This is a genomic window from Streptomyces sp. 8N616, from assembly GCF_052246385.1.
GTDB lineage: Bacteria > Actinomycetota > Actinomycetes > Streptomycetales > Streptomycetaceae > Streptomyces.
Window position 1 is genome coordinate 41,830 of sequence record NZ_JBQQBY010000026.1, and the last position, 20,602, is coordinate 62,431.

At 71.0% G+C, this 20,602-nt stretch carries 16 protein-coding genes; 12 read left to right on the forward strand and 4 right to left on the reverse strand.

The annotated features are described in order from the left end of the window. The first annotated feature begins 101 nt into the window (after positions 1 to 101). The 6 genes from ACTWQC_RS23315 (at position 102) to ACTWQC_RS23340 (ending at position 6,715) form a co-directional block, all read left to right on the forward strand. Positions 102 to 1,295: an alpha/beta hydrolase fold domain-containing protein gene (locus ACTWQC_RS23315; RefSeq protein ID WP_443317738.1), complete on the forward strand. Its 1,194-nt coding sequence runs from the start codon at positions 102 to 104 to the stop codon at positions 1,293 to 1,295. Between the two features lie 99 nt (positions 1,296 to 1,394). Continuing rightward, positions 1,395 to 2,150, forward strand: coding sequence for a GntR family transcriptional regulator (locus ACTWQC_RS23320; RefSeq protein WP_443317739.1), 756 nt, complete (start codon positions 1,395 to 1,397; stop codon positions 2,148 to 2,150). Positions 2,151 to 2,609: 459 nt separating this feature from the next. Next, complete coding sequence (locus ACTWQC_RS23325; RefSeq protein ID WP_443317740.1) at positions 2,610 to 2,792, forward strand: SPOR domain-containing protein; 183 nt, start codon at positions 2,610 to 2,612, stop codon at positions 2,790 to 2,792. A gap of 52 nt (positions 2,793 to 2,844) precedes the next feature. Beyond that, positions 2,845 to 3,234 (forward strand): (deoxy)nucleoside triphosphate pyrophosphohydrolase, encoded by a 390-nt coding sequence (locus tag ACTWQC_RS23330; protein WP_443317799.1) that lies wholly within the window; start codon positions 2,845 to 2,847, stop codon positions 3,232 to 3,234. A gap of 176 nt (positions 3,235 to 3,410) precedes the next feature. After that, complete coding sequence (locus ACTWQC_RS23335) at positions 3,411 to 3,857, forward strand: ATP-binding protein (protein ID WP_443317741.1); 447 nt, start codon at positions 3,411 to 3,413, stop codon at positions 3,855 to 3,857. Between the two features lie 272 nt (positions 3,858 to 4,129). Further along, a complete protein-coding gene (locus ACTWQC_RS23340) occupies positions 4,130 to 6,715 on the forward strand; it encodes a SpoIIE family protein phosphatase (RefSeq protein WP_443317800.1) in 2,586 nt (861 codons plus the stop codon). Positions 6,716 to 6,810: 95 nt separating this feature from the next. Here ACTWQC_RS23340 and ACTWQC_RS23345 read toward each other — a convergent pair whose 3' ends face one another. From ACTWQC_RS23345 to ACTWQC_RS23360, 4 genes are all read right to left on the reverse strand, one after another. Continuing rightward, positions 6,811 to 7,596 (reverse strand): succinate dehydrogenase/fumarate reductase iron-sulfur subunit, encoded by a 786-nt coding sequence (locus ACTWQC_RS23345; protein ID WP_443317742.1) that lies wholly within the window; start codon positions 7,594 to 7,596, stop codon positions 6,811 to 6,813. Beyond that, on the reverse strand, positions 7,593 to 9,539 hold the full coding sequence (locus ACTWQC_RS23350) for a fumarate reductase/succinate dehydrogenase flavoprotein subunit (protein WP_443317743.1): 1,947 nt from the start codon (positions 9,537 to 9,539) through the stop codon (positions 7,593 to 7,595). The genes ACTWQC_RS23345 and ACTWQC_RS23350 overlap by 4 nt, the downstream gene beginning before the upstream one ends. A 31-nt stretch (positions 9,540 to 9,570) precedes the next feature. Beyond that, positions 9,571 to 10,413, reverse strand: a complete 843-nt coding sequence (locus ACTWQC_RS23355) for a hypothetical protein (RefSeq protein WP_443317744.1) — start codon at positions 10,411 to 10,413, stop codon at positions 9,571 to 9,573. A 106-nt stretch (positions 10,414 to 10,519) separates the two neighbouring features. Continuing rightward, positions 10,520 to 10,816, reverse strand: coding sequence for a hypothetical protein (locus ACTWQC_RS23360; protein WP_443317745.1), 297 nt, complete (start codon positions 10,814 to 10,816; stop codon positions 10,520 to 10,522). Positions 10,817 to 11,124: 308 nt separating this feature from the next. On the opposite strand from ACTWQC_RS23360, the gene ACTWQC_RS23365 reads away from it, so the two are divergent. From ACTWQC_RS23365 to ACTWQC_RS23390, 6 genes are all read left to right on the forward strand, one after another. Next, positions 11,125 to 13,152, forward strand: a complete 2,028-nt coding sequence (locus ACTWQC_RS23365; RefSeq protein ID WP_443317746.1) for an ABC transporter family substrate-binding protein — start codon at positions 11,125 to 11,127, stop codon at positions 13,150 to 13,152. Between the two features lie 168 nt (positions 13,153 to 13,320). After that, positions 13,321 to 15,222 carry a translational GTPase TypA gene (gene typA, locus ACTWQC_RS23370; RefSeq protein WP_443317747.1) on the forward strand — a complete coding sequence of 634 codons (1,902 nt, stop codon included), beginning with the start codon at positions 13,321 to 13,323 and terminating at the stop codon, positions 15,220 to 15,222. A 116-nt stretch (positions 15,223 to 15,338) separates the two neighbouring features. After that, complete coding sequence (locus tag ACTWQC_RS23375) at positions 15,339 to 15,932, forward strand: DUF397 domain-containing protein (RefSeq protein ID WP_443317748.1); 594 nt, start codon at positions 15,339 to 15,341, stop codon at positions 15,930 to 15,932. Positions 15,933 to 17,110: 1,178 nt separating this feature from the next. After that, the gene (locus ACTWQC_RS23380) at positions 17,111 to 18,733 is read left to right on the forward strand and encodes a peptide ABC transporter substrate-binding protein (protein ID WP_443317749.1); all 1,623 of its coding nucleotides are present in this window, start codon (positions 17,111 to 17,113) and stop codon (positions 18,731 to 18,733) included. A gap of 5 nt (positions 18,734 to 18,738) precedes the next feature. Continuing rightward, positions 18,739 to 19,662, forward strand: a complete 924-nt coding sequence (locus tag ACTWQC_RS23385) for an ABC transporter permease (RefSeq protein ID WP_443317750.1) — start codon at positions 18,739 to 18,741, stop codon at positions 19,660 to 19,662. Continuing rightward, positions 19,655 to 20,596, forward strand: coding sequence for an ABC transporter permease (locus ACTWQC_RS23390; RefSeq protein ID WP_443317751.1), 942 nt, complete (start codon positions 19,655 to 19,657; stop codon positions 20,594 to 20,596). The genes ACTWQC_RS23385 and ACTWQC_RS23390 overlap by 8 nt, the downstream gene beginning before the upstream one ends. The last annotated feature ends 6 nt before the right edge of the window (positions 20,597 to 20,602 follow it).

Sequence of the window (20,602 nt, forward strand, 5' to 3'; positions counted from 1 at the left end):
TGCCCGCCGGCCCCGCTGCGCCGAACGGCCCAGTCCGCGGGACGTCTTCGGTCCGCCCGGGAAGTCCTGGGCCGTGGTGGGCCTGTGCGAGGAGGACGGTCATGCCAGTGGCGCGCGGCATCGGGCGGTGGCTGATCGTCACGATGCTGCTCCTGCTCGCCGCGCTGGAAGTGCTGCTGCTCGTGCTGGTGTTCGTCCCGCTGCCCCGGCGCCCCCTGATCGCCGCCGGCTCCGTGCTGGCCACCTCCTGGTGCACGCCGGTCCTGGGCGCGCCCGCCCTCCTCGGCCTCCTTCTCGTACGGGCCCTCTGGCGCACCCGGGCGGTGCGGTCCGCACGCTGGGCGGGCTGGGTCGCGCTGACCACCTCGGCCGTCGCCCTGGCGAGCGCCCTCGCGCCGTACGCCGCGGCCTGGGAGACGGCGCGCGATCGCGGCGAAGGCCTGTCCCTGGCCGGGCAGTTCGCAGGACTGAACTACTCCCGCGGCCCGGAGCGCGACCGCACCCTGGTGTACGCGCGCGTGGGCAGGCACCGGATGAAGATGGACGTGTGGCTGCCGGACGGCCGTGCGCCCCGGGGCCCGCGCCCCGCCGTGGTCTGGGTGCACGGCGGCGGCTGGGAGTCAGGCCACCGCAGCCAGACCCCGCGCTGGAACGAGTGGCTCAACGACCGCGGTTACGCCGTCTTCGACATCGAGTACCGGCTCGCGCCCCGGGCCACCCAGCTCCAGCAGATCGGCGACGTGAAGTGCGCGATCGGCTGGGTGCGCCGCAACGCCGCGCGGTACGCCGTCGACCCGGCCCGGATCGTCCTCGCCGGCACCTCGGCGGGCGGGAACCTCGCGCTCTCCGCCGCCTACACCGCCCGCGACAACCGGCCCCGCCCCACCTGCGGCAGCGCCCGCGGCACCGCCGTACGGGCCGTGGTGTCGTTCTACGGGCCGACCGACATGGCCGGGATGATCGCGGGCGGCGCGAACCGTGCCGACCCCAGGGTCCGCGCCTTCATGGGCGGTTCGCTGATGACGGCGTCCGACGGTTTCCGTCTCGGCTCGCCGACCCGGCTCGTACGGGCCGATGTGCCGCCGACCCTGCTGCTGCACGGCAGCCACGACCGGCTCGTACCGGTGGCCCAGGCGCGTGAGCTGAACGCCCGGCTGACCCGGGCCGGCGCGGTGCACGAGTACGTGGAGATCCCGTGGGCGGACCACGCGTTCGACTACAACTGGGGCAACTGGGGCACCCAGATCGCCCGCCCCGCCCTGGCCGACTTCCTGCGCGTTCATGCAGGCCAATGACCAAGTCCACCACATTGAGTGAATCTCTGGCCCGCACTTGCGGCCGACGACCCACGGTTGCCACTCTGTTGCAGTCTGTCAACCACATGGGAGGGGCACGTGCCTTTCGGTGAGCAGCCTGCGTACCTCCGGGTCGCGGGCGACCTGCGGCAGAAGATCGTCGACGGCTCCCTGCCGCCTCACACCAGGCTCCCGTCCCAGGCCCGTATCCGCCAGGACTACGGCGTTTCGGACACCGTGGCGCTGGAGGCCCGCAAGGTGCTGATGGCCGAGGGCCTCGTCGAGGGGCGCTCCGGATCCGGGACGTACGTCCGGGAGCGGCCCGTGCCCCGCCGTGTCGCGCGGACCGGCTATCAGGCCGGTCCCGGCGACTCCACCCCGTTCCGGCAGGAACAGGCGGATGAGCGGGTCAAGGGCACCTGGGAGTCCAGCAGCGAGCAGGAGGAGGCGAGCCCTGCGGTCGCGCAGCGGCTGGAGATCGAGCCGGGGGAGCGGGTGATGCGCACCCGCTATCTCTTCCGGGCGGACGGCGAGCCCTCGATGCTGTCCACGTCGTGGGAGCCGCTGGCCGTCACCGGCCGTACGCCCGTGATGCTGCCCGAGGAGGGACCGCTCGCCGGACGCGGGGTCGTCGAGCGGATGGCCGCGATCGACGTGGTCGTGGACAACGTGCTGGAGGAGATCGGCGCCCGGCCGGGGCTCGCGGAGGAGACCCAGGCGCTGGGCGGAGTGCCGGGCCATCCGGTGATGGTGGTGGCCCGGACGTTCTACGCCTCGGGGCGGCCGGTCGAGACCGCGGACGTGGTCGTCCCGGCGGACCGGTTCCGCATCGCATACCACCTTCCGGTGCGGTGACCGATACCCGAAGCTCGCCGTTCGCCAGCCATGATTCGAAGTTGACGCCGGGTCAGGACGATTGACTCCGGGGCAATCACGCTCCGCGGCAACCTGTCACGCGCGCCGTGCATGAGGAACTCGCGGCCCTGTGCGGGTCCGCTGGTCCCGCGCGCTGCCGTCCGTGCCGTCCAGGAGCGGGAGCCGGTCCTGATGCCCCTGCCGACGGTCCGCAGCTGACGCTTCCCTCCATGACTCCGCGACTGCGCGGGTCCGGGCGCACAGTGTCCGGCCCGCGCTGTCATGAAGGGGGAGTGGAAGTCCAAGTTCGAACATGTGGCCGGATGCGTACCTCTTTGTAAAAACCCGTATCCGTTGAGTGAAGGTCGGGCGTAGGCTCAGGCATATGCGGACTGCGTTTTCCTCAGGGGCCGGGACGTCGTGCGCGCGGGAGCGCGCGATGGCGCGAGGGGTGAGTCGATGAGCGAGAGCGGCGCCGTGCTGCCTTGGCTCGTCATACGCCAGGACGAGAACGGCAATCGCTACCGCGTCGGCCGCTACGCCACCAGGGCGGAGGCCGAGCGGGTCGCCGACCGGCTGGACGCGAAGGGACACAAGCAGCTCTACACGGTCGAACGAGTGAGCCGCAGGACGTCTTCGTAGCCGGAGCGCACGCCGTCGTAGGGTTTCCCGGGTGACGGGAGACGAGACGCGGATCGTGGTCGGCGCGGCGGTGCTGGACGGCGGAAGGCTGCTGGCCGCCAGGCGCAGCGCCCCGCCCGCCCTGGCCGGCCGGTGGGAACTGCCGGGCGGCAAGCTGGAGCCCGGTGAGACGCCGGAAGAGGGCCTGGTCCGCGAGCTGCGCGAGGAGCTCGGCGTCGAAGTGGAGCCGCTCGCGCGGATTCCGGGCGAGTGGACGCTGAAGCCGGGTTACGTACTGCGGGTCTGGACCGCGCGTCTGGTCGCGGGTGAGCCGCGGCCCCTGGAGGACCATGACGAGCTGCGCTGGCTCACCCCGGACCGGGTGGACGAGGTCGACTGGCTCGACCAGGACCGCCCGGCGGTCGCAGAAGTGGTCCGGGTGCTCCGGCGGCTCGCGCTCTAGCTCCAGCCCCGGCTTCGGTTCCGGTTGCGGTTCCGCCCTGACGCCAGCTTCTGAGCTCTTTCATGGCACAGTGCGCCAAATGTCGCGATAGCGGCCGCGCGTAACGGGTATGTCCACATTAGCCATCCCGAAAATCCCCCCGAAAACGGACAGCGGGGTCTGTCATCGGTCTGGAAGTGGTCGGCGTGAGCGACACTGCGGGGGCCTCCGAGTCGACACCCCCTGCGGCGCGCACCTCATCGGACGACCACCGCGCCGAGTGGAGCTTCCCGGCCGATCCGGGAGCCGTACGAGCCGCGCGCGCCGTGGTCCGTTCGACGCTCAATGAGTGGGGTCTGAACGCAGTCGGCGACCTGACCGTATTGCTGGTCAGTGAACTCGTCACCAACGCGCTGCGCCACGCGACCGGCCCCATCGGCGTCAGCGTCCAGCGCATCCGCAACGACGCACTGCTCGTAGAAGTGTCCGACCCGCTGCCCGAGCTGCCCCTGGCCCGGGACGCGCGGCCCGAGGACGAAGGGGGGCGCGGCCTGCAACTGGTGGCCCGTACGTCCCGTCGCTGGGGCACCCGGCGCGGGAGCGCGGGCAAGACGGTGTGGTTCGAGCTCGGCCTGCCCGGTTAGAAGAAAGAGGGTAGTGCTGATCACGGGACTGGGTCAGGCCGCAGGTCCTCCGACGAGAAGCATGGCTGTGTGGTGCACGGCTGTGACCATCCGGGGGAGGTCCGCAGACCCCCGAATGAGACAGTGCTGTGATCGTGAAGGCCGTGTCCCGGATGGCTGAGGTGCTGGATACTCAGCTGAGGCCGGTCCGGGCAAGGTGAGCTGGAGGGGACGGGCGCGTGAGCGACATACCAGCGGGGGCGGGGACGCCCGACGAGACCTTTTCTGCCCCCATGTGGCAGAGCAGCCCGCCCGGATCGATCTACGACTACATCCGGGTCGCCTCCTTCTCCCTCGGCTCCGACGGCCGCATCGACCAGTGGAGCCAGCGGGCCGCCGAGCTCCTGCACATCCCCGCCTCCGCCGCCATCGGCAAGGACCCCATCGAGGCCTTCGTGCCCCCCGAGCTGCGCGATCTCGGGCACCGCAAGATCGCGGAGATCCTGGACGGCCGTGACTGGGTGGGCCTGGTGCCCTTCCGCTCCATCGAGGCGGAACTCCACGGCCTGGCCGAGGTGTACGTCATGCCCACCGAGACCGAGGGCGGCGGCCGTGGCGCGGTCTGCATCGTCGTGGACGCGCGCATCCTGCGCCGGATCGAGACAGACCTGGCCGCCTCGCAGGCGGTTTTCGGCCAATCTCCCATGGGATTCCTGCTGTTCGGCCCGGACCTGAAGATCCTCCGCGTCAACGAGCGCTTCGCCGCCGTCTTCGGCGGCAGCGCGGATTCCCACCGCGGCCGCGGGCCCGGCGACTACCTCACGCGCGGCGAGGCCGACCGGCTGAACGCGGCCCTGCGCCAAGTTCTCGCAACCGGCAGCCCGGTGACGGAGCTTCAGCTCACCGGCTCGGCCGCCGGCGACCCCGAGCGGCGCCGGTGGTCCGTCAACCTCTTCCGGCTGCACAGCGGCAGCGGACGGCCGATCGGCGTCGCCGGGCTCGGCACCGACGTGACCCGGCGGCGCAACGCCGAGCTCGAGGCCGCCAGCGCCCGCCGCAACCTCGCGCTCCTCAACGCCGCGGGCGCCCGGATCGGCAACTCGCTCGACCTCGAGACCACCGCACGCGAACTCCTCGACGTCGCCGTGCCGCAGTTCTGCGACCTGGCCTCCGTCGACCTCTACCAGGGGCTGCTGTCCGGCGACGAGACCCCGCCGGGCCTCGCCGACGGCAGCGCCGAGCTGCGCCGGGTCGCCTTCGCCAGCGCCGTGGCCGACGCCCCCGTCCCCGCCCGCGCCGCCGACGACAACGGCGAGCCGCACGCCATCGAGGTCGGCGCCGTCCACCGCTTTCCGTTCAACTCGCTCTGGGCCGACGCCCTGCGCACCGCACGGCCCAAGGTCGTCCCCGGCCAGGACGGCGTCGAGGGACCCGAACTGGGCGCCGCGATCGTGCAGTCCACCCTCGCCGTCCCCATGGTCGCCCACGACACCGTCGTCGGCCTCGCCCAGTTCTCCCGTACGAAGGGCAGCGAGCCCTTCGGCGAGCGCGACACCGCGCTCGCCGTCGAGCTGGCGGCCCGCGCCGCCGTCTGCATCGACAACGCCCGCCTCTACCGCAGGGAGCACGAGCGCGCGCTGATCCTCCAGCGCAGCCTGCTGCCCCCGGGCGACCCCGAGTCCGCGGGCCTCGACATCGCCTGCCGCTACCTGCCGGGCAACACCGCGACCGAGGTCGGCGGCGACTGGTTCGACGTCATCCAGCTCCCCGGCCACCGCACCGCCCTGGTCGTCGGCGACGTGATGGGCCGCGGCCTGCGGGCGGCCGTCGCGATGGGCGAACTGCGCACCGCCGTACGGACGCTGGCGCTGCTCGACCTGGAGCCCGCGGAAGTGCTCTCCCAGCTCGACGAGATCGCCCGCGGCCTGGGCGCACCCGCGGGCGCGTACGGCGGCGCGCGCCCCTCCCGTAACGGCGCGGCCGCGTCGCGCTCCTCCGACCTCGCCGAGGTCTACCTCGCCACCTGTGTGTACGCGGTCTACGACCCGGTCACCCGGCGCTGTACATTCGCCAACGCCGGCCATCTGCCGCCCGTGCTCGTCGAGCCCGGCGAGTCCGCGCTGATGCTCGAGGTCCCCACCGGAATGCCGCTCGGCGTGGGCGGCGAACCCTTCGAGGAGATCGAGGTCGAGCTGCCGGACGGCGCGCTCCTCGCGCTCTACACCGACGGCCTCGTCGAGTCCCGCGACCACCCGCTGGACGAGGGCCTCCAGGCCTTCCGTACGGCCCTCACCGACCCGCCCCTGCCGACTGCCGACGCGGAGGACTCCAGCCCCCTCGAGGACCTCTGCGACCGCGTCCTCGGCACCCTCGACACCCGCCACGGCGAGGACGACATCGCCCTCCTCATGGCCCGGGTCCAGGGGCTGCCCGCGGAGTCGGTCGGCGACTGGAAGCTGGCCCCCGAGCCGCGGTCCGTCGCCCGCGCCCGCGAACTGGCTCGCGGACAGCTGATCTCCTGGGGCCTGGAATCACTGGTGGACACGACCGAGCTGCTGGTCAGCGAGCTGGTCACGAACGCCCTGCGGTACGGCGCGGGTTTGCCCACGGGCGAGCCGGGCGGAGAGATACGGCTGCGGCTGCTGCTGGACAGCACGCTGGTCTGCGAGGTGTGGGACGGCGGACTGGTCCAGCCGCGGCGCAGGCGCGCCCGCGCCACGGACGAGGGCGGCCGCGGGCTGCAGCTGGTGGGCCTGCTCAGCGCGGGCTGGGGAAGCCGGAGGACGCCGCGCGGCAAGACGGTCTGGTTCGAACTCGCCCTGCCGGACGGCGAATCCGCCTCCGCGGACCCGGTAGAGGCTCTGCTGAGCCTCTACTAGAGCGAGATTTTTCCTGCCGCTACGGCGCGGGGCTCCGCGGCGCGGCCCGGCGGTGCCGAGCCGGCCGCAACCCGACGGGGCACCGCGGGCGGGACCTAGGGGGCGCCGCGCCTGCGGATCTTGTTCCCCAGCCAGACCAGTGGATCGTACTTACGATCCACTGCCCGCTCCTTGAGCGGGATCAGCGCATTGTCGGTGATCTTGATGCCCTCGGGGCAGACCTCGGTGCAGCACTTGGTGATGTTGCAGTAGCCGAGGCCGTGCTCCTCCTGGGCCGTGGCCTTCCGGTCGACGCCGGACTCCGCGGCCGAGTCCAGCGGGTGCATGTCCAGCTCCGCGATCCGCATCAGGAAGCGCGGGCCCGCGAACGCGGTCTTGTTCTCCTCGTGGTCGCGCACCACGTGACAGGTGTCCTGGCACAGGAAGCACTCGATGCACTTCCGGAACTCCTGCGAGCGCCCCACGTCCTCCTGCTGCATCCGGTACTCGCCCGGCGCGAGACCCGGCGGCGGCACGAAGGACGGCACCTCGCGCGCCTTCGCGTAGTTGAAGGACACATCCGTCACCAGGTCCCGTACGACGGGGAAGGCGCGCAGCGGTGTGACCGTGATCGTCTCGTCCCGGTCGAACACCGACATCCGGGTCATGCACAGCAGCCGCGGCCGCCCGTTGATCTCCGCGCTGCACGAACCGCACTTGCCCGCCTTGCAGTTCCAGCGGACCGCGAGGTCGGGCGCCTGGGTGGCCTGGAGCCGGTGGATGATGTCGAGGACGACCTCGCCCTCGTTCACCTCGACCTTGAAGTCCTCCAGGCCGCCGCCGTCGATGTCGCCCCGCCAGACCTTGAAGTGGGCCAGGTAGGCGCTGGTGCTCGTGGTCACTGGGTCAGCTCCTCGTCCGTCAGGTACTTCACCAGCTCTTCCTTCTCGAAGAGGCCGAGCAGGTCGGCACGGATCGGCGGCACCTCGCGGCGCTCCAGACGGATCTGCCCGCGCTCCGGGTCCGCCGCCGCGATCCCGCCCGTGGGGTCGATGAGCGAACAGACCAGATTGATCCGCCGCCACTCCCGGTCCATCTGCGGATGGTCGTCCCGGGTGTGGCCGCCGCGGCTCTCCGAACGCTCCAGCGCCGCACGCGCCACGCACTCGCTGACCAGCAGCATGTTCCGCAGGTCGATGGCGAGGTGCCAGCCCGGGTTGAACTGGCGGTGGCCCTCGACCCCCGCGTTCCGGGCCCGGACCCGCAGCCCGCCGAGACGGTGCAGCGCCTCCGTCATCTCGCCCTCCCGCCGGATGATGCCGACGAGGTCGTTCATCGTCTGCTGGAGCTCCTGGTGGAGGGTGTACGGGTTCTCGGCGGGCCGGCCCTCCGGGTGCTCCGCGTCCGGGCCCTCCGCGCTGAACGGGCGCAGCGCCTCGGCCTCCGCCGCCTCGATGTCCAGGCCGGACGGCGAGGGGCGGTCACCGGTCTTGAGCCCGGCCGCGTACTCCGCCGCGTACAGGCCGGCGCGGCGCCCGAAGACCAGCAGGTCGGAGAGCGAGTTTCCGCCCAGGCGGTTCGAGCCGTGCATGCCGCCCGCGACCTCGCCCGCCGCGAAGAGGCCCGGCACGCCGGGCGCGGCCGCCGTGTCGGGGTCGACGTCGACGCCGCCCATCACGTAGTGGCAGGTCGGGCCGACCTCCATCGGCTCGGCCGTGATGTCGACGTCCGCCAGCTCCTTGAACTGGTGGTGCATGGACGGCAGCCGGCGTTTGATGACCTCGGCGGGCATCCGGGTCGACACGTCCAGGAACACCCCGCCGTGCGGGGAGCCGCGGCCCGCCTTCACCTCGGCGTTGATCGCGCGGGCGACCTCGTCGCGGGGGAGCAGCTCGGGCGGGCGGCGGTTGTTGTCCGGGTCCTCGTACCAGCGGTCGCCCTCGTCCTCGGTCTGCGCGTACTTCTCCTTGAAGACGTCCGGGATGTACTCGAACATGAACCGCTTGCCCTCGCTGTTGCGCAGCACCCCGCCGTCGCCGCGTACGGACTCGGTGACGAGGATGCCCTTCACGGACGGCGGCCAGACCATTCCGGTGGGGTGGAACTGCACGAACTCCATGTTGATCAGCGGGGCTCCGGCGAGCAGCGCGAGGGCGTGCCCGTCGCCGGTGTACTCCCAGGAGTTCGAGGTCACCTTGAAGGACTTGCCGATGCCGCCGGTCGCGAGCACGACGGACGGGGCCTCGATGACGAAGAAGCGACCGGACTCGCGCTCGTAGCCGAAGATCCCGGCCACCTTCCCGTTGGCCTTCAGGACGCGGGTGACCGTGCACTCCTGGAAGACCTTGAGCCGGGCCTCGTAGTCGCCGAACTCCTTCTCGTCCTCCTGCTGCAGCGAGACGATCTTCTGCTGGAGCGTGCGGATCAGCTCCAGGCCCGTACGGTCACCGACGTGGGCGAGGCGCGGGTACTCGTGGCCGCCGAAGTTGCGCTGCGAGATCTTCCCGTCGGCGGTGCGGTCGAAGAGCGCACCCCAGGTCTCCAGTTCCCACACCCGGTCCGGCGCCTCGCGCGCGTGCAGCTCGGCCATCCGCCACTGGTTGAGGAACTTGCCGCCGCGCATGGTGTCGCGGAAGTGGACCTGCCAGTTGTCCCCCTCGTTGACATTGCCCATGCTCGCCGCGATGCCGCCCTCGGCCATGACCGTATGGGCCTTGCCGAACAGCGACTTGCAGATGACGGCGGTGCGCATGCCCTGCTCGCGGGCCTCGATGGCGGCGCGCAGGCCGGCGCCTCCCGCGCCGACCACGACCACGTCCCACGCCTGCCGGTCGACTTGGGTCATCGTTACTGCATCCCTCTCCGAAGCTGTGCGGCTAGAAGATCTGCGGGTCGGCGAAGGCGCCGGTGGCGAGCAGATACACGTAGAAGTCGGCGAAAGCCACGCTGATCAGCGAAGCCCAGGCGAGCAGCATGTGCCGCTCGTTGAGCCGGCCGACCAGGCCCCAGAGCCGGTAGCGCACCGGGTGCTTGGAGAAGTGCTTCAGGCGGCCGCCGACGATGTGCCGGCACGAGTGGCAGGACAGCGTGTACGCCCAGATCAGCACGATGTTGACCAGGAAGACCAGCGTGCCGAGGCCCATGTGGCCCCACTCGTACTCGGCGTTCCGGAAGCCCAGCACGGTGTCGTACGTGAGGATTCCGGCCACCGGCAGCGCCGCGTAGAAGAAGTACCGGTGGATGTTCTGGAGGATCAGCGGGAAGCGGTTCTCGCCCGAGTACTTCCGGTGCGGCTCCGCCACCGCGCACGCCGGGGGCGACGCCCAGAAGCCGCGGTAATACGCTTTCCGGTAGTAGTAGCAGGTCAGCCGGAAGCCCAGCGGGAAGATCAGGATCAGCAGGGCGGGCGACAGACCCCACCAGCTGCCGAAGATCTCCCAGTTCGGTCCGCCCCGCATCGTCTCGCAGTTCTCCGCGAGGCAGGGCGAGTAGAACGGCGAGACGTACGGCGCCGCGTAGTAGTCGGCGTTCGCGAAGGCGCGCCAGGTCGAGTAGACGACGAACGCGAGAAGCCCGGCGGCGGTGATCGCAGGTCCCAGCCACCAGCGGTCGGTCCGCAGGTGGCGTGCCGGGATCGCGGCGCGCGTGGCGGACTGCACTCCGCCGCGCGCGTCACTGGGTTCGTCGGTGCCCGTTCGGGGTTCGGTACCAGTGGCCAATTCAATGACTCCGGCTCGGAGTGGGGTTCGGCTGCGGACACGGTGCGGCGGTGGCGCGGGGCGTGACGCTCTCTTCCGTAGGGTCGTACGTCCCGCGTGGTCCGCGCTAGGGCGCGTGCCGGTCGCGGGCGCCGAGACCCTCGTCCTCGGCGTCGGTCCACAGGGCGCTGTTGTAGGGCGCGTCGGGGATGGTGACCATCTCGTGGTGGCGGGCCGGCGCCTGGGTCCGCTCCTGCGCCGCGCTGTCACGCAGCAGGGCGAGGCTCTCGCGCAGATGGTCCGCGTCGGTGCGCACGCGGCGGATCTCCAGGCCGGCGCTCACTTGCTGTTCCAGCCGGCCCAGGGTGCGGGTCAGCTCGTCGAGTGTGCGCTGTGCGGCTGTCAGATCGTCCTGAACGGACATGGCTTGCCCTCACCTCCGCGCTTGCGGGCCAACGCTTGCCAACGCTGATGCGCATGTGAGTGTCGCGCGTCACATCCTACCTTGGCTAGGGATCTACCACGATTGGCGCTTCGTGTCGGAGGCGCGCGCCCTCACGCGCCCCCCGCGGCCGCTGGGACACATGTGCGCGCTGCCGCCGTACGGGTGGGAATCCGGGCTTCCGTGTCGTGTCTTCGTGCCCGGGTGGAACGAGTCGATTTCAGTTGTCCAGGAATAGGTGTGATGAGCGGCATAAGCGCCCAAATGTGTGCAGCCCGGAGGTTTCAGTCATGTCCATCGACGGCGTCAGCGGCGGCCGGGCGGCATCGCGTACACCACGCACACCATGTGCACCACACTCCTCAGGCCGGCGTCGGCTTCGCTGCACCGCGCTGCTCGCGGCCGGTGCGCTCCTCCCGCTGCCCGTCCTGGCCGGGTGCAGCACCTCCGAGAGCGAGCCGATCGCCACCGCCGTACCGAAGGACGTCGCCACCACCTCGCGCGGCGCGACACGGGGCGGCGGCACCGTGCGCTGGGCGATCGACGCGGTGCCCGCGACGCTCAACACCTTCCAGTCCGACGCCGACGCGGGCACCGACCGCGTCGCGGGCGCCGTCCTGCCCGCCCTCTTCACCCTGGACGACCGAGGCAGGCCGCAGCGCAACGAGAACTACCTCGCCGCGGCCGACGTCACCGAGCGCGAGCCCAAGCAGATCGTGACCTACCGGCTCAACCGCGCCGCCACCTGGAGCGACGGCCGCAAGCTCGGCGTCGCGGACTTCACCGCTCAGTGGAAGGCACTGAGCGGCAAGGACAAGGCCTACTGGACCGCCCGCAACGCCGGGTACGACCGGATCGAGAAGATCGAGAAGGGCGAGAAGCCGCAGGAGGTGCGCGTCACCTTCGCCAAGCCCTACACCGACTGGCGGTCGCTCTTCACGCCGCTCTACCCCAAGAGCGTCATGGGCAGCGCGGGCGCCTTCAACGACGGCGCCCGCAAGACCCTCAAGGCCACCGCAGGGCCCTTCGCGCTGAAGAGCAGGGGCAAGGGCGCGGTGACGCTCGTACGGAACCCGAAGTGGTGGGGGAACAAGGCCAGGCTGGAGAAGCTGGTCTTCCAGGCCGTACCGCGCGACAAGCGGGCGGTGGCGCTCGCCCAGGGGCGGCTGGACATCGCCGAGGTCGACCGGCAGGCCGTGGAGCAGATCGAAGCGGCGTCGGAGCGCAAGGGCGAGGGCCAGAAGATCCCGAAGGCCGACCGGGGTGCGGCCGGGAGCGTGGCGCTCGAGGCGCGCCGGGCCGGGGCCCGGGAGGAGCGGAAGGCCGAGGGAGCGGCCGAGAAGGCGGCCCGCAAGCGGGCCGAGAAGGCAGCCGAGAAGGCACGGCGGGCCGTGGAGGCCCGGCAGGCCACCCTCCGCGGCTACACCGTCCGCAAGTCGCTCGAGCCCGCCTACACCCAGCTCGCGCTGAACGGCTCCGCGGGACCGCTCGCCGACGAGCGCGTACGGCGCGCGGTCGCCCGTACGATCGACCGGCAGGCCATCGCCAAGGCCGTGCTCGAGCCGCTCGGGCTGCCCGCCCAGCCGCTCGGCAGCCACCTGATGGTGGCCGGGCAGCAGGGATACAAGGACAACAGCGCCGCGCTCGGCAGCCGGGACACCGCGGCCGCGCAGGCCCTGCTCACCGCCGCCGGCTGGCGCGAGAGCGGCGCGGGGCTCGCGGGGCACCGGGGGAGCGAGAAGGGCGAGCGGGGCGGCGGCCAGGCCAAGTCCGCCGAGGTCGGCACCCTCCAGAAGGACGGCAAGCCCCTGACCCTCCGCTTCGTCCTGCCCTCGGGGCCGGGTACCGAGCCGCTCCGTACGGCCGGGGACCGTATCTCCCGGATGCTGGCGAAGATCGGCATCCGCTCGGAGATCACCAAGGTCGGTGACGAGAGCTACTTCAAGGACCACATCGCCTCGGGCGACTACGACCTCGCGCTCTGGTCCTGGCCCGCCAGCGCCTACCCGGCCACCGACGCCCGCCCGATCTTCGCCAAGCCGCAGCCCGCGCCCGACGGCTCCCTGATCGTCGAGCAGAACTACACCCGGGTCGGCACCGACCACATCGACCAGCTCTTCGACCAGGCGGTCACCGAGCTGGACGGCGCGGCCTCGCGCGCGCTCGTACGCCGTGCCGACGCCCGCATCTGGGCCGCGGCCGGCTCGATCCCCCTCTACCAGCGGCCGCAGATGGTCGCGGTCAGGTCGAACCTGGTGAACGTGGGCGCCTTCGCCTTCGCGACGCCGCGCTACGAGGACATCGGCTTCAAGAAGTAAGCGGGATCCGAGCAGGTGCGGAGGGCCTCGGCGGCCCTCCGCACCGGTCTCCGGGACCGGTGTCGCGCGAGCCCCGTACCATGGACGGAGCCGAGGCGGGTCCGCCCGGCGGGGCGTACGAGGAACGAGACGCCGCATCCCACGATCCGAGAGAAGCGCTAGCCACCCATGCCCACGCGCCACGACATCCGTAACGTCGCCATCGTCGCCCACGTCGACCACGGCAAGACGACCCTCGTCGACGCCATGCTCAAGCAGGCCGGCGCGTTCGCCGCCCACCAGCAGGTGGACGACCGGGTGATGGACACAGGCGACCTCGAGCGCGAGAAGGGCATCACCATTCTCGCCAAGAACACCGCCGTCAAGTACCACCCCAAGGACGGCGGCGACCCGGTCACGATCAACATCATCGACACCCCCGGCCACGCCGACTTCGGCGGCGAGGTCGAGCGCGGCCTGTCGATGGTCGACGCGGTCGTCCTCCTCGTCGACGCCTCCGAGGGCCCGCTGCCGCAGACTCGCTTCGTGCTCCGCAAGGCCCTGCAGGCGCGCCTGCCGGTCATCCTCTGTATCAACAAGACGGACCGCCCGGACTCCCGGATCGACGAGGTCGTCAACGAGGCGTACGACCTCTTCCTCGACCTGGACGCGGACGAGGAGCAGATCGAGTTCCCGATCGTCTACGCCTGCGCCCGCGACGGCGTCGCCTCGCTGACCAAGCCGGAGGACGGCACCGTCCCCGCCGACAGCGACAGCCTCCAGCCGTTCTTCACCACCCTGCTCGAGACCGTCCCGGCGCCGCAGTTCGACGACGCGGGCCGGCTCCAGGCGCACGTCACCAACCTGGACGCGGACAACTTCCTCGGCCGGATCGCGCTGCTCCGCGTTGAGCAGGGCGAGCTGATGAAGGGCCAGACCGTCGCGTGGATCAAGCGCGACGGCTCGATCCAGAACGTCCGTATCACCGAGCTGATGATGACCGAGGCGCTCACCCGCAAGCCCGCGGAGAAGGCGGGCCCGGGTGACATCTGCGCGGTCGCCGGTATCCCGGACATCATGATCGGCGAGACCCTCGCCGACCCGGAGAACCCGGTCGCGCTGCCGCTGATCACGGTCGACGAGCCGGCGATCTCGATGACCATCGGTACGAACACCTCGCCGCTCGTCGGCCGCGGCGGCACCGGCAAGGGCGCGGACGCCAAGGCCGCCGTCAAGGACCGCAAGGTCACCGCCCGGCTGGTCAAGGACCGCCTCGAGCGCGAGCTGATCGGCAACGTCTCGCTGCGCGTGCTGCCGACCGACCGCCCCGACGCGTGGGAGGTCCAGGGCCGCGGCGAGCTGGCGCTGGCGATCCTCGTCGAGACGATGCGCCGGGAGGGCTTCGAGCTGACCGTCGGCAAGCCGCAGGTGGTCACCAAGGACGTCGAGGGCAAGACGTACGAGCCGGTGGAGCGCATCACGATCGACGTGCCCGAGGAGCACATGGGCGCGGTGACCCAGCTGATGGGCACCCGCAAGGGCCGGATGGACAACATGTCCAACCACGGCTCCGGCTGGGTCCGGATGGAGTTCGTCGTCCCGTCCCGCGGCCTGATCGGCTTCCGTACGGAGTTCCTGACCCAGACCCGCGGCACCGGCATCGCGCACTCCATCCATGAGGGCCACGAGCCGTGGTTCGGCGACCTGCGCACGCGCGCGTCCGGCTCGCTGGTCGCCGACCGCTCCGGCGCGGTGACCGCCTTCGCGATGATCAATCTCCAGGAGCGCGGCACGCTTTTCGTGGAGCCGGGCACCGAGGTGTACGAGGGCATGGTCGTCGGCGAGAACTCGCGCTCCGACGACATGGACGTGAACATCACCAAGGAGAAGAAGCTCACCAACATGCGGTCCTCGACCGCGGATGTGACGGAGTCGATCGTCCCGCCGCGGAAGCTGTCTCTGGAGCAGTCGCTGGAGTTCTGCCGGGACGACGAGTGCGTCGAGGTGACGCCGGAGTCGGTCCGCATCCGCAAGGTGAACCTGGACGCGCGCGAGCGCGCCCGCGCGGCGTCGCGAGCGAAGCACGGCTGACGTACGGGCCGCTGAGGGCCGTATGCACCGCCTCGTTGTGGGCCCGCCCGACACGACACCGTGGGGGCGGGCCCCGGGCTTCACGCGAGGAGCAGGACCTCGATGTCGAGTTCCGCATGCAGCGGCAGAGCGTGCTTACCGGTGAGCAAGCCCCAGCGTTGCATGCGATCATCCATGAGGCCGCGCTACATGCCTCCTTCGGCAGTCCGGAGATCATGCGCGATCAACTCCTGCGACTCATCGAGCTGTCGCGACTGCCGAACGTGACCATCCAGGTTCTCCCGTTTCACGGCCCCGTGGCCTTCGGCTCGTCGTTCACGCTCGTCGAGCCGAACATACGGGAGTTGAGCACGGTGATCGTGGCGCACGTCGAGGAGTCGTTGTACCTGGGGGACGTTGATGCCCTTGCCCGGTACAACGAGTGGTTCGATAGGATGAGCGAGTTGGCATTGCCTCCGGTTGACGCGACGATCTCGCCGGAGAGGCACGGCGTAATGGATTCGCTCGGGCTCATCCAGCGACTCCTCTGGCAGAAGTCGAGCTTCAGTGAGGGCCATACCGAGACCTGCGTCGAGGTCGCCTCCATGCCCCACGCCGTCGCAGTTCGCGACTCCACGGACCCCGACGGGCCCGTCCTCACCTTCAGGCCAGAGGCCTTCGCCGCCTTCGTCGCGGCCGCGGCGACCGGCGAGTTCCGCGCGGCGGAGTAGGTAGCGCGGGGCGGCATTCGGCTCGGCCGTCTGTGGCTTTCGTCTCGCGCCTCCGGCGCAAAGCGGCGGGCTACGGGAAGGGGGAGGGGCGGCCCGGGCCCGGTTCGCGGCCTGGCGGGCCGGTGACCGGCCGGGGTTCAGGCGGCCTTGACGGAGATCCCTGTCCGCCTCCCGCACGTTTCAGTGCCGTCCAGCACACACCCGCTGGTGCAGACGCCCACTCCGGGCGGTGGGCTGAGGTGTTCACGCGCGCGTGCGGGTTGTCGACCCGGCCGGGATCCGGGGTTCCGGGGGCATGGTCGGCCTGAGGGGTGCCCCGTACGACCGGGCGGGCGCGGGTGAGTGCCGTGGTGGGATGGTCGCGCTCCTGGAGGTGGGGCTGAGGGCGGATGGGACTTTACTGCACCAACGGCCCAAATTTTCACCGCATATGTCCGATTCTCGTGGGCCGATGGTGCGGCAAAGTGATCACCTAGGCCTCAGGGGGTGCCTCGGGTACCCAATGCCGCTGCCGGGCTGTTCGGTTCAGCTGGGCACGGCGGGAGCCCGGCGCGCAACCCAGCTGTCCCGTCCGGCCGAACGCCACCGCCCGCCGCCCACCTGGGGTGAGGGGATACGACCCGCACGCGCGCGTGAACACCTCAGCCCACCGCCCGGAGTGGGCGTCTGCACCAGCGGGTGTGTGCTGGACGGCACTGAAACGTGCGGGAGGCGGACAGGGATCTCCGTCAAGGCCGCCTGAACCCCGGCCGGTCACCGGCCCGCCAGGCCGCGAACCGGGCCCGGGCCGCCCCTCCCCCTTCCCGTAGCCCGCCGCTTTGCGCCGGAGGCGCGAGACGAAAGAGAAAGGCGGCCGAGCCGAATGCCGCCCCGCGGCGCTTGCCCGCCGTACCCGCCCCGCGTCACTCGCGGCGCCCGCCGCGCTCCGGCGCTTGCCCGCCATGCCCGCCCCCGCGGTACCCGCGGCACCCGCCGCCGTGCGTCGCTCCGCTGCCGCGTGCCTGCGGCACCGGCGCCCGCGGTGCCTTGTCGCTCGTCTCTGTGAGGGATGTGCGCTCCCGCATCCGGGGGGTTCTGGGGTGCGAACCGCGCGTAGTGCCGCGGCGAAGAGGTCCTATGCCCCAGCTTGGGGTGTTATTTGGGTCCCTGTGAGACCCGGCACTCCAAGGAGGCACCGCATGCGCCGAGCCACCTATGCCACGCTCGCCGCAGGCACGGCCGCCCTCGTTCTCGCCGCGACCGCGACCGCCTGCGGCGGCGGTGGCGGCTCCGGGGGCTCGGCCTACCTCAGCTCCTCCTGGGGCGACCCGCAGAACCCGCTCGAACCGGCCAACACCAACGAGGTGCAGGGCGGCAAGGTCCTCGACATGATCTTCCGCGGACTGAAGCGGTACGACCCGCGGACCGGCCAGGCCGAGAACATGCTCGCCGAGCGGATCAGCACCGCCGACGCGCGGAACTTCACCGTCACGGTCAAGGACGGCTGGGCCTTCAGCAACGGTGAGAAAGTGACGGCCCGTTCCTTCGTGGACGCGTGGAACTACGGCGCGCTGATCGACAACAAGCAGAAGAACGCGTACTTCTTCGAGTACATCGAGGGCTACGACCAGGTGCACCCGACGTCCGGGAGGCCGACCGCGAGGACGATGTCCGGGCTCCGGGTGAAGGACGAGCGGACCTTCACCGTCAAGCTCACCCAGAAGTTCTCGACCTGGCCCGAAACCCTCGGCTACCCGGCCTTCGCACCGCTGCCCCGCGCCTTCTTCGACGACCACGACGCCTGGCTGAACAAGCCCGTCGGCAACGGCCCGTACACCGTCGAGTCGTACGCCAAGGGCTCCGCGATGCGGCTCCGCAAGTGGGAGGGCTACCCCGGTCCCGACCAGGCGCGCAACGACGGCGTGGAGCTGAGGGTCTACACCGACAACCAGGCCGCGTACACCGACCTCCTGGCCGGCAACCTCGACCTCGCCGACGACATTCCGGCCGCCCAGCTGAAGAACGTGCGGCGCGACCTCGGCGACCGGTACATCAACCAGCCCGCCGGCATCATCCAGACCCTGTCCTTCCCCTTCTACGACAAGAAGTGGGGCGCCGGGAAGGAGAAGCTCCGCATCGGGCTGTCCAAGGCGATCAACCGCGAGCAGATCACCGAGCAGATCTTCCAGAAGACCCGGACCCCCGCCAGCGACTGGACCTCGCCCGTCCTCGGCGGCCAGGGCGGCTACAAGGCGGGCCTGTGCGGCGACGCCTGCGACTACGACCCGGCGGCGGCCAAGAGGCTGATCAAGGAGGCGGGCGGCCTCCCCGGTGGCAGGGTGACCCTCACCTCCAACGTCGACACCGGCTCGCACCGGATGTGGATGGACGCCGTCTGCAACAGCATCAACAACGCGCTGGGCCATGACCGGGCTTGTGCGGTCAACCCGGTCGGGACCTTCGCCGATTACCGCAACCGGATCCACAGCGGCAAGATGACCGGCCCGTTCCGCACCGGCTGGCAGATGGACTACCCGCTGATCCAGAACTTCCTCCAGCCGCTCTACTACACCGGCGCCTCCTCCAACGACGGCAAGTGGAGCGACAGGACGTTCGACCGGCTCATCAACGACGCCAACGCGCAGGGCGAGCAGGGCCGAGCGGTCACCACCTTCCAGGACGCGGAGAAGATCCTCGCCCAGCAGATGCCCGCCATCCCGCTCTGGTACCAGAACGGCAGCGCCGGCTACACCGACCGCCTCTCCGGCGTCCTCCTCAACCCCTTCAGCGTCCCCGTCTACGAAGAGATCGAGGTCGGTTGAGCCGCATGGGACGCTACGTCATCCGGCGGCTGCTGCAGCTGGTCCCCGTGTTCCTCGGCAGCACCTTCCTGATCTTCTTCATGGTGTACGCGCTGGGCGACCCGGTCGCGGCGCTCTTCGGCGACCGGGCCCCCGACCCCGCCACCGCCGACCGGATCCGTGCGGAGCTCCACCTCGACCAGCCGCTGTGGCAGCAGTACCTGCACTACATGGGGCAGATCTTCCAGGGCGACTTCGGCACCGCCTTCAACGGCCAGCCGGTCACCGAGCTGATGGCCGAGGCCTGGCCCGTGACCGTACGGCTCACCCTCGTCGCCGTCGTCATCGAGTTGGCCATCGGTGTCGTCCTCGGGGTCGCCGGCGGGCTGCGGCGCGGCCGGGCCACGGACACCGGCGTCCTCTTCCTCACCCTCGTCGTCATCTCGGTCCCCACCTTCGTCACCGGCTATCTGCTGCAGTTCCTCTTCGGCGTCCGATGGGGCCTCATCAGGCCGTCCGTATCCCCCGAGGCGCCGCTCGGCGAGCTGATCCTGCCCGGCACCGTCCTGGCCCTGGTGTCCCTGGCGTACGTCACCCGGCTCACCCGCACCTCGATCGCCGAGAACGTCCGCGCCGACTACGTACGGACGGCCGTCGCGAAAGGGCTGCCGCGACGGCACGTCATCACCCGGCATCTGCTGCGCAATTCGCTGATCCCGGTCGTCACCTTCATCGGCACCGACATCGGGGCGCTGATGGGCGGCGCGATCGTCACCGAGCGGATCTTCAACATCCACGGCGTCGGCTTCCAGCTCTACCAGGGCATCCTGCGCAACACCGCGCCGACCGTCGTCGGCTTCGTCACCATCCTCGTGATCGTCTTCCTGCTGGCGAACCTGCTCGTCGACGTCCTCTACGCCGTACTCGACCCGAGGATCCGCTATGCCTGAGGAGACGCTCGAGCGGCAGCCGGCCGGCACGGACCGCGGCTCCGGCCGAGCGCCCGAGCCCGGACCGGAAGCCGCCGCCACCGCCGTACCGGCGCGCAGCCTCTGGTCCGACGCCTGGCGCGAGCTGCGCCGCAACCCCGTCTTCCTCGTCTCCGCGCTGCTCATCGCCTTCCTCGTGCTGATCGCGGTCTGGCCGCAGCTGATCGCGAGCGGCAACCCGCTCCAGTGCGACCTGTCCAAGTCCCAGCAGGGCTCCGGGCCCGGACACCCCTTCGGCTACGACACCCAGGGCTGCGACGTCTACACCCGTACGGTCCACGGGGCCCGCGCCTCGCTCACCGTCGGAGTCTGCGCGACCCTCGGGGCGGCCCTGCTCGGCGGCCTTCTCGGCGGGCTCGCGGGCTACTTCGGCCGCTGGGGGGACGCGCTGCTCTCCCGGACCGCCGACATCTTCTTCGGCATCCCGGTCGTCCTCGGCGGCCTGGTCCTGCTGTCCGTCGTGACCAGCTCGACCGTGTGGCCGGTCGTCGGCTTCATCGTGCTGCTCGGCTGGCCGCAGGTGTCCCGGATCGCGCGCGGCGCGGTCATCACGGCCAAGGAGAACGACTACGTGCAGGCCGCCCGGGCGCTCGGCGCGAGCAACACGCGGCTGCTGCTGCGGCACGTTGCCCCGGGCGCCGTGGCCCCGGTCATCGTCGTGGCCACCATCGCCCTCGGCACGTACATCTCGCTGGAAGCCACGCTCTCGTACCTCGGCGTCGGCCTGCGCCCGCCGACCGTCTCCTGGGGCATCGACATCTCCCACGCCGCGCCCCAGATCCGGAACGCCCCGCACATGCTGCTGTGGCCCGCGGGCGCGCTGAGCATCACCGTGCTGGCCTTCATCATGCTCGGCGACGCGGTCCGCGACGCCCTCGATCCGAAGCTGCGCTGAGGAGCC

Coding starts and splice junctions, on each gene's coding strand:
- typA (WP_443317747.1), top strand. CDS start 13,321: ATGCCCACGCGCCACGACATCCGTAACGTCGCCATCGTCGCCCACGTC.
- ACTWQC_RS23390 (WP_443317751.1), top strand. CDS start 19,655: ATGCCTGAGGAGACGCTCGAGCGGCAGCCGGCCGGCACGGACCGCGGC.
- ACTWQC_RS23375 (WP_443317748.1), top strand. CDS start 15,339: ATGCAGCGGCAGAGCGTGCTTACCGGTGAGCAAGCCCCAGCGTTGCAT.
- ACTWQC_RS23385 (WP_443317750.1), top strand. CDS start 18,739: ATGGGACGCTACGTCATCCGGCGGCTGCTGCAGCTGGTCCCCGTGTTC.
- ACTWQC_RS23340 (WP_443317800.1), top strand. CDS start 4,130: ATGTGGCAGAGCAGCCCGCCCGGATCGATCTACGACTACATCCGGGTC.
- ACTWQC_RS23360 (WP_443317745.1), bottom strand. CDS start 10,816: ATGTCCGTTCAGGACGATCTGACAGCCGCACAGCGCACACTCGACGAG.
- ACTWQC_RS23350 (WP_443317743.1), bottom strand. CDS start 9,539: ATGACCCAAGTCGACCGGCAGGCGTGGGACGTGGTCGTGGTCGGCGCG.
- ACTWQC_RS23325 (WP_443317740.1), top strand. CDS start 2,610: ATGAGCGAGAGCGGCGCCGTGCTGCCTTGGCTCGTCATACGCCAGGAC.
- ACTWQC_RS23315 (WP_443317738.1), top strand. CDS start 102: ATGCCAGTGGCGCGCGGCATCGGGCGGTGGCTGATCGTCACGATGCTG.
- ACTWQC_RS23365 (WP_443317746.1), top strand. CDS start 11,125: ATGTCCATCGACGGCGTCAGCGGCGGCCGGGCGGCATCGCGTACACCA.
- ACTWQC_RS23380 (WP_443317749.1), top strand. CDS start 17,111: ATGCGCCGAGCCACCTATGCCACGCTCGCCGCAGGCACGGCCGCCCTC.